Here is a 14,599-nt window from a genome sequence, read left to right as displayed (position 1 = left end):
TCAACTCTCATTTTCTTTAGAAGCCTGTTCCGATGTGCGTTCGGGTGTTATAAACAAGTCCAAATACGCTTTGCCAATATGAGCTGTAATATCCGAAGCGGTAAGGGCTTGATACCCCATTTTTTCAATAGCTATATCCCCTGCCCTGCCATGCAGGTAGATACCTAATATGGTAGCGGACAAGGGGGTATACCCCTGGGCAACTAAACCGGTAAGTATTCCGGTAAGCGCATCACCGCTTCCGGCCGTGGCCATTCCTGGATTTCCCGTAGTGTTTATGTATCCTTTGTCTTTATAAATAGTAATGGTATGGGCCCCTTTTATAACTAGGATACAATCGTACTCCTTAGAAAAGGTCTTTGCCTTGGCAAGTTTGTCAAAATCATCCTTCCAATTTCCTATTAATCGTTCCAGTTCCTTTGGATGGGGCGTAAGGACAGTTTGAGGAGGAATTTTTTCGATCAACTCCCTATTCTTGGAGAGAATGTTCAATCCATCCGCATCGATGACCAGAGGTCTTGTATTCTTGGATAAAAAGTCCGAAAATGCCTTTACCGTTTTCTTGGAGGTACCCAAACCGACACCTATTCCTATGGCATTTGGTTCAATCTCAAAATCTATATGCTCAATATATTTCTCTCCTTTGTCGGTTATAACCATGTTTTCAGGAAGAAAAGTTTGCAAGGGAATGTATCCACAATGTGGTAGGTAAGTGCTTACCAGGCCACTTCCGGCTTTAAGACAGGCTTTGGAAGCAAGGGTAATTGCCCCGATCTTGCCGTAACTGCCACCGATAATCAACGAATGGCCGTATGAACCTTTATGAGCGAATTTTTCTCGTGGTATATATAAGGGCAGAACTTCTTTTTTACCGATAAGCTCATATGCCGTTTCGGTAGATACCATAAAATTGGAATCCAATCCGATATCCAACACTTCCCAATTATCGACAAAGACGCCGGTACCGGGAAGGAAAAAAATCAATTTTGGAGCTTGGAAACTTAACACGTAATTGGCCCTTATTACAGCTTCACTATCAGCAACTCCCTTATCCAAAAACAATCCGGAAGGAACATCTATGGAAAGAATAAAAGCATCCGAATCATTTAAATGCCGCATTAGCCTACCAACCCATTTATCGGGTTTTCTATTTAAACCTATACCAAAAATGGCGTCTATAATGATATCGTCCCGTCCTATTATAGGAAGGTCCGAACGCTCCTCCAAAAAAACTGGCCATACCTTCCTTTCCTTCAACCGCTCTAGATTAATAAGGAAGTCCTCAGATCTTTTTTTACTGTAGTTTACCACATAGACACCAATATTGTAACCGTGATCCTGCAGGTGCCTCGCAACGGCAATACCATCTCCCCCATTGTTCCCGATACCACAGAATAAATGAATTTTTACCTGGGCACCTTGCATACGCCTATGAATCCAATCAAAAATCCCGGTGGCAGCCCTTTCCATAAGCTGAGTGCTGGAAATGCGTTGATTTTCAATTGTGGATTTGTCCGCCAAATAGATTTGTTCAGCTGTGAAAATCTTCATTCAACAAAGGTTTTTGTCTAAAACTATCAATTCCGTAAAAATTCATCCAAACATTTGATTGGGTTGCTAAAAGTACTACATTTGGACCTATCTAAGAAGTATGCTTTTTTAATAAGCCGGACAAACAAATGCTAGTTTCTTCATTCAATATCTATTGTGTTTTTACCCTTGGCACCACCCCTTTGGGGTAAGCAATTCTATTTCCGTCCGTCTACGCATTTTCCATACCTTTTTAATACAATAGCAAACTTCAAGCATTTTATCAGATGAAAGTTTTAAAATTTGGTGGTACATCCGTTGCCAACGCAAAAAATATAAGCCTTGTAAAGAATATCGTATCCCAAAGCGATAACTCTAAAAACATAGTGGTCGTCTCTGCCTTTGGGGGAATAACCGACTTGCTCCTCCAGGCAGCCCACTTGGCTTCCCAACAGGATGGGAAATATAAATCGGTTCTCAAGGCTATTGAGGATAGGCATTTGGACGCCATTAAAAAGCTAATTCCCGTCCAAGGCCGAAGTAGAATTCTCAGTAAGGTAAAAAGTGACCTCAATACTCTAGAGACCCTTTTGGAAGGTTCTTATTTGATAGGAGAACTTACGACCAAGTTATCCGACAAAATCGTTAGTTATGGTGAATTGCTTTCGTCTTACGTCATATTCGAGTTCTTTAAGCAAGAACAAATGGATGTAGCATACAAGGACAGCAGGGAGCTTATTAAAACGAACGATCTCAACGAAAAGGCCGTTGTGAATTTTGAACTTACCAATACGCTTTGCAAGGCTTTCTTTGAAGATGCCCAAAAACGCATAGTTATCACCCCAGGGTTTATCTCATCCTCGGAAACTGGAAATTCCACCACGCTGGGCAGAGGAGGTTCCGATTACACCGCAGCTATTTTTGCTGCGGCCATGGACGCCGATATTTTGGAGATCTGGACCGATGTCAGTGGTATGTACACCGCAAATCCCAAACTTGTAAAACAGGCCAAGGCACTACCGCATATTTCCTATGAAGAGGCTATGGAGCTATCACATTTTGGCGCTAAAGTATTATATCCACCAACGATTCAGCCCGTGTTGTCCAAAGGAATTTCGATAGCGATAAAAAATACTTTTCAACCGGAGGATAAAGGCACTTTGATCACCCAAAATAAAAATGGGAAGGGCAAGACCGTTCGGGGTATCAGTCATGTGGAAGACATCGCCCTACTTTCCTTGGAAGGTCCAGGGATGGTAGGTATTCCCGGTATCTCAAAACGTTTCTTTGAAGTCCTTTCGCAAGCGGAAATCAGCGTTGTACTGATTACCCAAGCTTCCTCCGAGCATTCCATTTGTGTAGGCATTTCGGCAAAGGATACCGATGAGGCCATATCCACGGTGAATGCCGCCTTCGAATACGAAATTGATAGGAATCGAATAAAGCCGGTCATTGCCGAAGGAGATTTGGCCATTATCGCCCTTGTAGGCGATAATATGAAGAGTCATCAGGGGTTAAGCGGCAAAATGTTCAGTACTTTGGGAAGGAACAACGTGAACATAAGGGCTATAGCCCAAGGGGCCTCTGAACGCAATGTTTCCGCGGTCATTAAGAAAACCGATGTAAAAAAAGCATTGAACGCCCTACATGAAACTTTTTTTGAAGAGAACGTCAAACAATTGAATCTCTTTGTCATGGGTGTTGGCAACGTAGGCTCTAAATTTTTGAGGCAGGTTCAGCAGCAAAAAAAGTATTTAAAAGAATTTTTAAAGCTCAATATCCGAGTTATTGGAATATCAAATTCGCGGACCATGATATTCGATGAAGATGGTATTGCCCTTAAGCACTGGGAAGAGCTATTGCAGAAAGGCGAAAAGGCGGATAAGAAGAAGTTTTTTGACGTCGTTCAAAGATTAAACTATCGGAATAGCATTTTTGTGGATAATACAGCCAGTGATGAAGTGGCATCCACGTACAGCTCCTATCTGGGAAGTAGCATTTCCGTGGTTACCTGCAATAAAATAGCGTGTTCCTCGGATTATGAAAATTATCAGGGCCTTAAAAACATGGCACGGGAATACAGCGCACCTTTTTTGTTTGAAACCAATGTTGGGGCAGGGTTGCCGATAATCGATACCTTGAAGCATCTGATTGCCTCGGGGGACAAGGTCCTAAAGATTCAGGCTGTTTTATCGGGCAGTCTCAATTTTGTGTTTAATAATTTCAACGATACGACTACTTTCCACAATGTGGTACAACAAGCCCAAGAGGAGGGCTATACCGAGCCGGATCCAAAAATAGACCTTAGCGGGATAGATGTGATGCGTAAAATATTGATTTTGGCCCGGGAAAGTGGAAACCGACTGGAAATCGATGATATTGAAAATAAATCCTTTCTTCCTAAGGAAAGCCTTGATACAAAAGGTAACCCAGATTTTTTCGCTTCCTTAAAAAAGTATGAAAAGGACTTTCAGACCTTATACGAAGAAGCCAACAATGCGGGATGTAAGTTAAAGTATGTAGCCCAATATGAAGATGGAAAAGCTAGCGTGGGGCTACAGCAAATCCCAAAAGACCACGATTTTTATAATCTCCATGGAAGCGATAATATTGTATTGTTCTATACGGAACGATACCCGGACCAGCCTATGATCATAAAGGGTGCAGGAGCGGGAGCTGAAGTAACGGCCTCAGGAATTTTTGCGGACATCATTAGAATCGGAAATTTTTAATCCCGATCGTGTCAATAACTATGTAGTAGGTTGTCAAATTAGGAAAGCATGAATACCAACGAAATCAAAATATTCTGTCCGGCCACCATTGCCAATATTTCCTGTGGATTTGATGTGCTGGGTGTTGCATTGGATGCGGTCGGGGACGAAATGGTGATTCGGAAAACAAAGGAGAAAGGTATCACGATTACCAAACTGGAAGGACAAGACCTTCCATTGGAAACCCATTTGAACGTTGCCGGGGTAGCAGGCATGGCCCTATTGGAAAACCTTGACTACGAGGGTGGTTTTGAAATCGAAATATTTAAAAGGATCAAAGCTGGTAGTGGTATAGGTAGCAGTGCGGCGAGTTCCGCAGGAGCGGTCTGGGCCTTGAACGAGTTGTTGGGCAAACCATTTTCCAAGGTAGATTTGGTGAAGTTCGCCATGGAAGGGGAGCGATTGGCCAGTGGTGTGGCGCATGCGGATAATGTGGCTCCCGCCCTATTCGGCGGATTCACCCTGGTCCGAAGTTACGCCCCCTTGGATGTGGTTTCCATACCTAGTCCTTCTGAATTGTATGCCACGGTCATCCACCCACAAATAGAGGTAAAAACCTCTGATTCTCGGAAGATACTCAAGACCAACATTACCTTGGCGGACGGCATTAAACAATGGGGCAATGTAGGTGGCCTGATTGCAGGGCTTTTCTATGAGGACTACGAATTAATAGGGAGATCATTAGTAGATCATATTGTGGAACCTATTCGTTCCATTCTTATTCCAGGTTATGAGACCATTAAATCCGAGGCACTGGAAGCCGGGGCATTGGGTTGTGGTATTTCGGGTTCCGGACCTTCCATCTTCGCGTTTAGCAAAGGTGAGGCCATTGCAAAAAAGGTGGCCCATACCATGAAAGACGTATATCAAAAAATCGGGGTCGATTATGATGTACATGTTTCAAAAATAAACACTTTGGGCATTAAGTCATTAAGTTCATGAATTTTTACAGTCTACATAGGGAAGCACCGAAAGTATCCTTTAAGGAGGCCGTTATTAGAGGTATCGCCCCCGATCGTGGGCTATACTTTCCGGAGAAAATAGAACCTTTACCAACTTCCTTTTTTGAAGGAATTGAAGATTTGGCAAACGATGAAATCGCTTTTGAAGCCATTCGTCAATTTGTTAGTGAGGATATCTCCGAAAACGCGCTGAGGACTATTTTAAGAGACGTTCTGGATTTTGATTTTCCGGTACATGAGCTTGAGCATAATATAGCCGTGCTGGAACTTTTTCACGGACCTACTATGGCCTTTAAGGACGTCGGCGCGCGATTTATGGCTAGATGCCTAGGGCACTTTTCAAAAGAAAAATCCAATGAAGTTAATGTTCTGGTAGCCACTTCGGGAGATACGGGAGGTGCGGTTGCCAGCGGATTTTTAGGGGTCCAGGGTGTGAATGTGGTAATTCTGTATCCCCGTGGGAAAGTAAGCGACATCCAAGAAAGGCAATTAACTACCTTGGGGCAAAATATAGTGGCGCTAGAAATAGATGGAACCTTTGATGACTGCCAAAAGATGGTTAAGACCGCCTTTTTGGACGAGGAGCTTCTGGAAAATATGCGATTGACATCTGCCAATTCCATTAATGCGGCCCGGTGGTTACCCCAAATGTTCTACTTTTTGTTCGCCTACAAACAGCTAAAGGCTAAAAACAAGGAAATTGTATTTTCGGTACCCAGTGGCAACTTTGGTAATATTTGTGCCGGCATGGTAGCCCAAAAATTGGGCATGCCGGTAAACCATTTTATAGCCGCGACCAATGTAAATGATACCGTACCCCAATTTATGCAAACCGCAAATTACAGTCCAAAGCCTTCCATGGCCACCATATCCAATGCCATGGACGTTGGAGATCCTAGTAATTTCATTCGCATCCGACATTTATATGAAGATAATTTTGACTTGTTGAAACAAAACCTTTCCTCCTACTCCTTTACGGATACTGAAACCAAAGCGGCCATGCGCAGCATATATAAGGAAAGTAAGTATATAGCAGACCCTCACGGTGCGGTAGGGTATTTAGGGCTTAAAAAGTTTAGGGAAAAGCATCCGGATGTATATGGAATTTTCCTGGAAACGGCGCACCCTGTAAAATTCTTGGATGTGGTAGAGGAGACCCTAGGCCAGTCTTTGGAGATACCTCCACAAATCCAAAAAGTAATGGACAAAGAGAAGAAATCCGTAAAGATTTCTACATATTTGGAGGTAAAGGAATACCTGTTGGGAAGATAGATATTCAACAATAACTGGTGTCAGGGCTTTGTGAAAAACATAGTATGTACTTGCTTTCCTATCGCTAAATTATTCTCTAGCTTTGCGCTTCTAAATTGAAGCGTTATGAAAAATACCGCACTAACCGAAACACATAAGGCACTTGGTGCCAAAATGGTGCCTTTTGCGGGCTATAACATGCCCGTTTCCTATGAGGGGGTAAATGTAGAACATGAAACCGTAAGGAAGGGGGTCGGCGTCTTTGATGTATCCCATATGGGCGAATTTTTAATCGAAGGTCCCAAAGCACTGGAGCTTATCCAAAAAGTAAGTTCCAACGACGCATCAAAATTGACACCTGGGAAGGCACAATACAGCTGCCTACCCAATGAGACAGGTGGAATAGTAGATGACCTTATCATCTACAGAATCAAGGAAGAGACCTATCTTCTCGTGGTGAACGCTTCCAATATAGAAAAGGACTGGGAACATATCTCCAGATACAATGAATCCGTAGGTGCCGGCCTCAGAAATATTTCCGATGACTATTCCCTTTTGGCCATTCAAGGTCCAAAGGCTGTTGAGGCCATGCAAAGCCTAACTTCAGTGGATTTATCAGAGATTAGGTTCTATAACTTTGTCGTTGCCGATTTTGGAGGTATCGATTATGTAATTATCTCGGCCACAGGGTATACGGGTTCCGGTGGATTTGAAATTTACTGTAAAAACAATGAGGTACAACAGGTTTGGGATAAGGTTTTCGAAGCCGGCGCCAACTTTGGCATTAAGCCCATAGGGTTGGCTGCTCGTGATACACTTCGTTTGGAAATGGGGTATTGCCTTTATGGCAACGACATCGATGAAACCACTTCTCCCATAGAGGCCGGTTTGGGTTGGATTACCAAGTTTACCAAGGATTTTGTCAACTCTGAAAATTTGGCCCGAGAGAAGGAAAAAGGCCCAAAACGTAAGCTTGTGGGCTTCGAATTGAATGAGCGGGGAATACCTAGACAGGGTTATGACATTGTAGACGAACAAGGTAAAAAAATCGGTTCCGTAACTTCGGGCACCATGTCACCTTCCTTGGGCAAGGGTATAGGCCTAGGATATGTACCGACTCCCCTTTCGAAAATAGGTAGTGAAATAAAAATTCAGATCCGAAAAAAGACGGTACCAGCCTCCATAACAAGACTTCCATTCTACAAGCCCCAATGACAGATTATCAGAACATCTTAGATGACATAAGTTCCGGTTATAAGGAGACTAAGGAACGGGGTAAGATAGCCTCCTACATTCCTGAGCTTGCCAAAGTAAACGAATCCAAATTTGGTATCCATCTTGTAGATTTAAATAAGAATAACTTTTGTGCCGGTCATTCCAAGGAGGCTTTCTCCATACAAAGTATATCCAAAGTCCTTTCCTTGGCATTGGCATTTTCTTTGGTGGACAATGCACTTTTGAAAAGGGTGGATGTAGAACCTTCCGGAGATCCCTTCAACCACTTGTCCTTATTAGAGTTCGAAAACGGAATACCCAGGAATCCACTTATCAACGCCGGGGCCCTAGTCGTGGCCGATGTTTTGGTTTCCGAACTGGATAATCCCAAAAAAGACTTTTTACAATTTGTTCGGGATTTGGCCAACGATCAAACCATTGATTTTGACGAAAAGGTTGCGAAGTCCGAAAAGCGAACCGGGTTCAAGAACTACGCAGCTGCAAATTTGTTGAAATCCTATGGCAACCTTAAAAATGATGTGGAAACCGTTCTTGACTTCTATTTTCATCAGTGCTCCATGGCAATGGACTGCGAACAGCTCACCAAAGCCTTCTTTCCTTTTATGAACGGGGGCAAATGTCAAAGGAACAGAAACTATCTGACCCTGAGCCAAGTAAAAAGAATCAACGCCATAATGCTTACCTGTGGTTTCTATGATGAGGCGGGAGAGTTCGCCTTTGAAATTGGCCTACCCGGAAAAAGTGGTGTAGGTGGTGGCATCGTGGCAGTACTTCCCAGAAAGTATTGTGTCGCCGTCTGGTCTCCGGGACTAAACGCCAAGGGAAATTCAAAATTAGGGATGGAGGCCCTAGAAAAACTGACTACGGCAACCCATCAATCAATATTTTAAATTTTGGAGTCGAGGAAAGTTTTAATTCTAGGGGCAAGCGGTTTTTTGGGAAATGCCATCTATAAGGAACTCTGTAACTATTTTGATACCTATGGCACCTATTGCTCAGCCAGAAGGATCTTTGAGGACAATCATCAATTCTTTAGGTATACTATGGAAGAAGATGATGTTTTCCATCTTTTGGAAAAAGTACGTCCACAATTTATCATTTCTGCATTACGCGGAAATTTTGCCACCCAGATACAAATCCATCAACATATCACGGAGTACGTTTTGCAAAATGAGTGTACCCTCCACTTCCTTTCCTCGGCGAATGTTTTTGACGCCTACAGCAAATATCCCTCCTATGAGCATGATAAGACCCTATCGGAAAGCATTTACGGAAGACTGAAAATCAAGATAGAGAATATGTTACTTAGGCTCCCTAAAAAAAAGATGGCCATTTTAAGGATACCTATGGTTTTCGGAAATTCTTCTCCCCGGATAAAAGAAATCAAAACGGCTATTTGGAAGAATACGCCAATTGAAGTTTTTCCAAACCTTGTCATGAATGTTACGAACGATGACAAGCTAACCCAACAGATACACTACTTAATCAACCGAAATAAAACGGGTATTTATCATATGGGCAGTTCGGATTTAATACACCATGATGAGTTCATAAGGGAAATTGTAGATCGTATAGGAAATTTTAATCCCGTATACAAGCGCGTGTATACTACAAACGAAGAACGCTATTTGGCCGTACTACCCAAAGACAATAAGTTACCCAAAAATTTGAGGTTTGGTTACCAGGAAATTATTGATCATCATATCCTTAACTAAAGCTTTTTCCCGCGTTAATTTTTGTTTAAATCTTGTATTGGCTCATGAAGCTTTAACGCAATTCTTTATTTTTAGAGGAACACTAAAAGTAACATGATGGAAAAATTATCGGAACGGACCATTGCGGAGCGTTTGGAGAAATTTGAACAATGGCAGTATAAGGATGGAGCCATAGAGGCCAATTTTACCTTTAAGGATTTTAGGGAAGCATTTTCCGTAATGACCCACGTCGCCTTTGAATGTGAGGCGCATAACCACCATCCGGATTGGACCAATGTCTACAACTCCCTAAAAATAAGATTGAACACGCACGACGCCGGTGGTGTGACGGAAAAAGATTTTCAACTTGCCCATAGCATACAGAACATAATTCCCTAAAAGGACTATGCCCAATTGTTCTTGCGGCAGTTTTTAATTTTGCTAAATTTGCCTATTACATTTTACAAAATATAGGCAATGGGAAGAGCTTTTGAGTTTAGAAAAGCACGCAAAATGAAGCGGTGGGCCGCGATGTCCAAGGCATTTACCCGTATTGGGAAAGATATCGTAATAGCCGTCAAGGAAGGTGGGCCAGATCCCGATTCAAATGCCCGATTACGAGCGGTAATTCAAAATGCCAAGTCCGTTAATATGCCCAAGGACAATATTGAACGGGCCATTAAACGGGCGTCGGACAAAAACCAAGGAGATTATAAGGAAGTCCTTTTTGAAGGCTACGCCCCCCATGGAATAGCTATCCTTATTGAAACAGCCACCGATAACAACACGCGTACCGTTGCCAACATAAGGAGTTATTTCAACAAGTGCGATGGCAGTTTAGGAACTTCAGGATCTGTGGAGTTTATGTTTGATCATACCTGTAATTTCCGGATCAACGGAGATGGCATAGACCCGGAAGAGTTGGAATTGGATATGATCGATTATGGTGCGGAGGAGGTGTTTGTGGACGATGATGGAATCTTAATCTATGCCCCATTTGAAAGTTTTGGGTCGATCCAAAAAGAATTGGAGCATAGGGGTATCGAAATTCTTTCTTCCGGGTTTGAGCGTATTCCACAAGTAACCAAGGAATTGACCCAAGAAGAGTCCGAAGACGTGGAAAAGCTTCTGGAAAAAATCGAAGAGGACGATGATGTGCAGAACGTCTTTCACAATATGGGCGACCATTAATTAGTTGATTATTCAACTTTTTGAAAGCAAGAATGGTACATCATATGATTGGCCTATCTAGTTATTTCCCATGGCCAATGATCTTGAAGGATTGGCAAACGTTCCGTTAATTGGAAAAGCCCCAACTTTGGGGCCTTTACATTTCAAACTTCCTAAAACCAATAATACTCTAGTTGTTGTTGGCAATGTTAAAGCCACCGGAAAGGTCGGCTCCGGTTATTGTAAAAGCTTTGGTAACTTCGCCGGTTCCAGGATTCCAACTATAATATGCTGTTTCTTCCGTGGTCGGTACTGGTAAATAAACTGCTCCATCATAGTTGAAGACAGTACCGCCGGCAAAAGCCCCAACATTTGGGACACCTTCAATAGGTGTTACAGTTTGTGCGGTCAAATCCAATTCGCACCAAACTGCAGATTCGGCTGTGAAGAGAATACCTAGAATTTGGTTTATTTGGTCGGGAGTTAAATTTCCCAGTCCTCCTGCGTCCAAGACAATATCAACCGCCGCTTGGGGTGTTTCCGCGTTTACTAGCGCTACTGCATTATCATTATCAAGCACCCTTAAATACTGCATAGACGGCAAAAAGGTATTTGCAGGGTTCAATACTGCTGCAGGGTCAAAAGTGTAAGTCGGGTCGACTTCATAACTACCCGCGGGTATTTTGTTGATTCTGGCCGGGATACCTGCTCCTTCAAGATTACCCACATCCATTATGTAAATATTGCCTTGGCTATCGACTACGTTCTGACCAAAATCGTTCATAAACACAATATCGGAGACGCCATTACCGTCCCTGCCCGTGGTACCGACATAGGAGTTTGTGCTTAGATCTGCTGAGTGAATCACAAAAGATGGAAACGATGATCCATCTTCGCCCCTGATCGGTGCAAACAGATCATCTCCTCTAAACATCAAACGTTGATAACGTTGATCGATATCTCCAGGAACCTCGCCCGCACTCATATCAATTGAACCGGTTACTTCGAACGTGGTCGGGTTGAAAACCGAGAGGGTGTTTGGTGTTGCCCTATCGTGAAAAACACCAAGCTCGGCATCCCTAACCTCCATTCGAAAGGAACCATCACTAATGGTAGGAATAACCCCATCTTCTTCCAACTCCCCATCCGGGTTTACAACTATCTTAGAGAACCCAGCGGAACCATCCGGGCGCTGCATAAAAAGTGCGTTGCCATACAGCGCCGTTGGAAAAAAACGGCTATAATCTGTTCCGTCGGAGAGATCCAAATCCCCTGTGGGAAGTTCTTCTACATACTTTGCCAAGGCCGAACCGCTGCTGGTAGTACCTACAAAAACGAATCCCGTAGATTTATTTTGAGGTTCTTCCATGCCATCGTTGTCCGTTGGCCCAACGTCATCAGTAGGATCAGGATCGTCACTATTAGAACAGGCAACCGCAGCCATAGCAAACAATAGTACAAAAATGATATTCCAATATTGTCCTCTTAAACTTTTCTTCACTTTCATAGGTAAAACATTAAAGTTTATAATTGATTTTAAATGCATAATTGAAGCCAGGTCTGGGAATCCTAAAATTATCAAAGACCTCGGCATCGAAAATATTTTGGAAATTCAGGGAAAAACTCAACCCTTTTTTAGTTAAAGAGTAAGTAATACCACCATTGTGAAGGTTTTGTTCCGGAATCAGAAAAATTGGATTTGCAGTATCCAAATCCGCAACCTCATTGATACTAAACCTATCGGTAAAGAAATACGTATAATCAAACCTTAGACTGTTATTGGAACCAAAAATATTATCAATCCTATAATTGGCCCCTACATTGTAAAAGAAGTTGGGTATGTTCGGTACTTGATTGCCCAAGTCAGCATTGGAGGTACTGTCACCTCCCGAAATTTCATTGCTTTGATACGTAAGATTACCGCTTATATTCAAGTTGCCGATGGGAGATAATCGCAAAGATACTTCAATGCCCTCCCCATCTACTTCCGCCTGGTTGACAAAAATGGCATTCTCAGGTCCAAAATCGTCCAAACGTATCAAGTCTTGTTGATCTCGAATAAAACCATCGACTTGTAAAGTGAGATAGAAATCTTTCCCAAATTTTTCCTCGTAGGTTATACCGGCATTGAAATTTTCACTTTTTTCAGGTCTCAATTCATAATTAGGAAGTGTTGCCGCAAAATCACCGAAGACTTCAGTTTCCGTAGGTATTCGTACGGCGCGCTCAAAACTTCCCCTGATAAATACCGAGGGAATAACCTGGTACTTTAGGGCAAACCCAAAACCGTTCTCGTTCTCACTGACCTCCCTAACGGGCAAGGTTGTTGCCGCACCTGCCAATATATCTATGGATTCAGCGGAGTAGACATAGTTTTTAAAGAAACCAATGGCGGTAAGCCTTTCATCAAAAAAGCGCTTTTCCACTTCCAGACCAACAATATTTCGACTCAACTTTGATGGTACGGTATTCGGATCAATTGACTCCCCATTGATATCAATCCGAAAACCAACTGGATCCTCGCCCCTAATCCTGGAATATCTAAAAAACTCGGAAAGAGTAATATCAAGATTGTCGCTCAGGGCATATTTGAACAGTAACCTATGCGCCGTACCCAATTCATCACCTTCGCGGAGTGTGGGGATAGCGAATATTTCAGCTCCACTGCTATTAGGGGTACGCAGTACTTCACCTCTCCAATTGTAAATAGCGGCAGTGCTATCGTTACTTTTGGTAGTAGTGTTTGACAGAGTACCATAATATCTGATTTGCCCCTTTTCTTTGAACAGTTTTTTGCGAAATTCTAGCCTTTGGTTAAATCCGATGATATCTCGTTCTGCCTCACCTACGGCCGTATTAATGATAAAATTACCTTGCTGAATCTCATCAAACCGCGAACTAATAGAGGTCGATATGGCGAATAGGTCGGTCCAGCTACGGTTTTTTAGCTTTAAGGAAACTTCAGCAAAGGCCGAAGTATGTCTATTATGAAAACGGTCAGCTTCGATAACCTCTTCTGATACACTAATTACATCTCCATTTTCGTCAACGTTTTCGATTATACTCGGAATGTTACGCATTGTGTAGTCATTATCCGAATAATTGAAATAAGATAGCACGGATAAAGATGTGTTATCATTTAAATTCCTATTGGCATTCAATGTGGCACGGTGGGTATTAAATGACCCAATAGAATAGGAAGCCCTTAAGTAATCCTGATTTTGCTGTGCAGGAACCAAATTGATACCACCACCCAAGGCGTCAGTACCCACATCCACCGGCATAACCCCTTTATACACATCTACACGCTCCAAGGCATCCACAGGAATATTATTCAATTGAATACCATTACCAAAAACTTGTATCGGTATACCATCGTAATAAATGCGAACTGCTTGACCTGTTAATCCGTTTAGATTGATGTTTAAATTGCTTCCCAGTCCTCCACTTTGTCGTACTACCACCCCTGTTGATGTTCTAAGCACTTCTTCCGCCCCAAGGGAAAGGTCTGCTACTTGCTTCACGTCCAAGGAGCTTATGGTAATGGCTTTTTGGCTAATGTTGGTTGCTTCGGATTTGGCGGTGACTGTTACGTCATCCAAATTTTCAACACTTTCCGATAGCTCAAAATTCAACGTTAGATTTTCGCTTACGGTTATATTCCGCGTTATGGTCTCAAAGCCCAAAGAACTTACGGAAACCTCATAACTTCCCCTGCGAACATTTTTAATTCGATAAGTCCCGTTTTGTTCCACCACCGCATATTTATTGCCTTTGCTTAAAACCACATTGGCAAAAGCAACCGGTGCCCCATTGCTATCCAAAACAGTACCTGTAATGGTGTACCTATTCTGGGAAAGGGCCATGATGGGAAAGAGTAAAAAAAACAATAACCGTTGTTTCATTGGTTGGTTTACATCCCTTGAGGTAGCAAAGCTATCAATTTATTTTTAATTAATCTAAATAAATATAATAAGTTTGCCTG

Annotated in this window: 11 protein-coding genes; 8 read left to right on the top strand and 3 right to left on the bottom strand. The window is 42.5% G+C overall.

Going from position 1 to position 14,599, the window contains the following annotated elements; genetic code table 11:
• The gene (locus Q0993_RS00800) at nucleotides 1-1,551 is read right to left on the bottom strand and encodes an NAD(P)H-hydrate dehydratase (RefSeq protein ID WP_299528815.1); all 1,551 of its coding nucleotides are present in this window, start codon (nucleotides 1,549-1,551) and stop codon (nucleotides 1-3) included.
• Between the two features lie 266 nt (nucleotides 1,552-1,817).
• On the opposite strand from Q0993_RS00800, the gene thrA reads away from it, so the two are divergent.
• The 8 genes from thrA to Q0993_RS00760 all read left to right on the top strand — a co-directional run bounded on the left by thrA (nucleotide 1,818) and on the right by Q0993_RS00760 (nucleotide 10,635).
• Nucleotides 1,818-4,262 carry a bifunctional aspartate kinase/homoserine dehydrogenase I gene (thrA, locus tag Q0993_RS00795; RefSeq protein ID WP_299528813.1) on the top strand — a complete coding sequence of 815 codons (2,445 nt, stop codon included), beginning with the start codon at nucleotides 1,818-1,820 and terminating at the stop codon, nucleotides 4,260-4,262.
• A gap of 48 nt (nucleotides 4,263-4,310) precedes the next feature.
• On the top strand, nucleotides 4,311-5,243 hold the full coding sequence (locus Q0993_RS00790) for a homoserine kinase (protein ID WP_299528811.1): 933 nt from the start codon (nucleotides 4,311-4,313) through the stop codon (nucleotides 5,241-5,243).
• A complete protein-coding gene (gene thrC / locus Q0993_RS00785) occupies nucleotides 5,240-6,535 on the top strand; it encodes a threonine synthase (protein WP_299528809.1) in 1,296 nt (431 codons plus the stop codon). The genes Q0993_RS00790 and thrC overlap by 4 nt, the downstream gene beginning before the upstream one ends.
• 105 nt (nucleotides 6,536-6,640) lie before the next feature.
• Nucleotides 6,641-7,729, top strand: coding sequence for a glycine cleavage system aminomethyltransferase GcvT (gene gcvT / locus Q0993_RS00780; protein WP_299528807.1), 1,089 nt, complete (start codon nucleotides 6,641-6,643; stop codon nucleotides 7,727-7,729).
• Complete coding sequence (locus tag Q0993_RS00775) at nucleotides 7,726-8,640, top strand: glutaminase (RefSeq protein ID WP_299528805.1); 915 nt, start codon at nucleotides 7,726-7,728, stop codon at nucleotides 8,638-8,640. Before gcvT ends, Q0993_RS00775 begins: the two co-directional genes overlap by 4 nt.
• A gap of 3 nt (nucleotides 8,641-8,643) precedes the next feature.
• Nucleotides 8,644-9,465, top strand: coding sequence for a sugar nucleotide-binding protein (locus Q0993_RS00770; protein WP_299528803.1), 822 nt, complete (start codon nucleotides 8,644-8,646; stop codon nucleotides 9,463-9,465).
• A 96-nt stretch (nucleotides 9,466-9,561) separates the two neighbouring features.
• A complete protein-coding gene (locus Q0993_RS00765) occupies nucleotides 9,562-9,843 on the top strand; it encodes a 4a-hydroxytetrahydrobiopterin dehydratase (protein WP_299528897.1) in 282 nt (93 codons plus the stop codon).
• Nucleotides 9,844-9,921: 78 nt separating this feature from the next.
• Nucleotides 9,922-10,635, top strand: coding sequence for a YebC/PmpR family DNA-binding transcriptional regulator (locus tag Q0993_RS00760; RefSeq protein WP_299528801.1), 714 nt, complete (start codon nucleotides 9,922-9,924; stop codon nucleotides 10,633-10,635).
• Nucleotides 10,636-10,804: 169 nt separating this feature from the next.
• Here Q0993_RS00760 and Q0993_RS00755 read toward each other — a convergent pair whose 3' ends face one another.
• Together Q0993_RS00755 and Q0993_RS00750 are read right to left on the bottom strand one after the other, a co-directional pair.
• A complete protein-coding gene (locus Q0993_RS00755; RefSeq protein ID WP_299528800.1) occupies nucleotides 10,805-12,121 on the bottom strand; it encodes a hypothetical protein in 1,317 nt (438 codons plus the stop codon).
• A 10-nt stretch (nucleotides 12,122-12,131) separates the two neighbouring features.
• Entirely contained in the window at nucleotides 12,132-14,519 is a 2,388-nt protein-coding gene (locus Q0993_RS00750) for a TonB-dependent receptor (protein ID WP_299528799.1), read from the bottom strand.
• Nucleotides 14,520-14,599 lie beyond the last annotated feature (80 nt).

Origin of the sequence: Ulvibacterium sp., from assembly GCF_028285715.1 — a bacterium.
Lineage (GTDB): Bacteria > Bacteroidota > Bacteroidia > Flavobacteriales > Flavobacteriaceae > Ulvibacterium.
This window is presented reverse-complemented; position numbering and strand designations above follow the sequence as displayed.

Excerpts from the sequence above, each read along its gene's own strand:
- Q0993_RS00800 (WP_299528815.1), bottom strand. The coding sequence starts at position 1,551 with ATGAAGATTTTCACAGCTGAACAAATCTATTTGGCGGACAAATCCACA.
- thrA (WP_299528813.1), top strand. The coding sequence starts at position 1,818 with ATGAAAGTTTTAAAATTTGGTGGTACATCCGTTGCCAACGCAAAAAAT.
- Q0993_RS00790 (WP_299528811.1), top strand. The coding sequence starts at position 4,311 with ATGAATACCAACGAAATCAAAATATTCTGTCCGGCCACCATTGCCAAT.
- thrC (WP_299528809.1), top strand. The coding sequence starts at position 5,240 with ATGAATTTTTACAGTCTACATAGGGAAGCACCGAAAGTATCCTTTAAG.
- gcvT (WP_299528807.1), top strand. The coding sequence starts at position 6,641 with ATGAAAAATACCGCACTAACCGAAACACATAAGGCACTTGGTGCCAAA.
- Q0993_RS00775 (WP_299528805.1), top strand. The coding sequence starts at position 7,726 with ATGACAGATTATCAGAACATCTTAGATGACATAAGTTCCGGTTATAAG.
- Q0993_RS00765 (WP_299528897.1), top strand. The coding sequence starts at position 9,562 with ATGGAAAAATTATCGGAACGGACCATTGCGGAGCGTTTGGAGAAATTT.
- Q0993_RS00760 (WP_299528801.1), top strand. The coding sequence starts at position 9,922 with ATGGGAAGAGCTTTTGAGTTTAGAAAAGCACGCAAAATGAAGCGGTGG.
- Q0993_RS00755 (WP_299528800.1), bottom strand. The coding sequence starts at position 12,121 with ATGAAAGTGAAGAAAAGTTTAAGAGGACAATATTGGAATATCATTTTT.
- Q0993_RS00750 (WP_299528799.1), bottom strand. The coding sequence starts at position 14,519 with ATGAAACAACGGTTATTGTTTTTTTTACTCTTTCCCATCATGGCCCTT.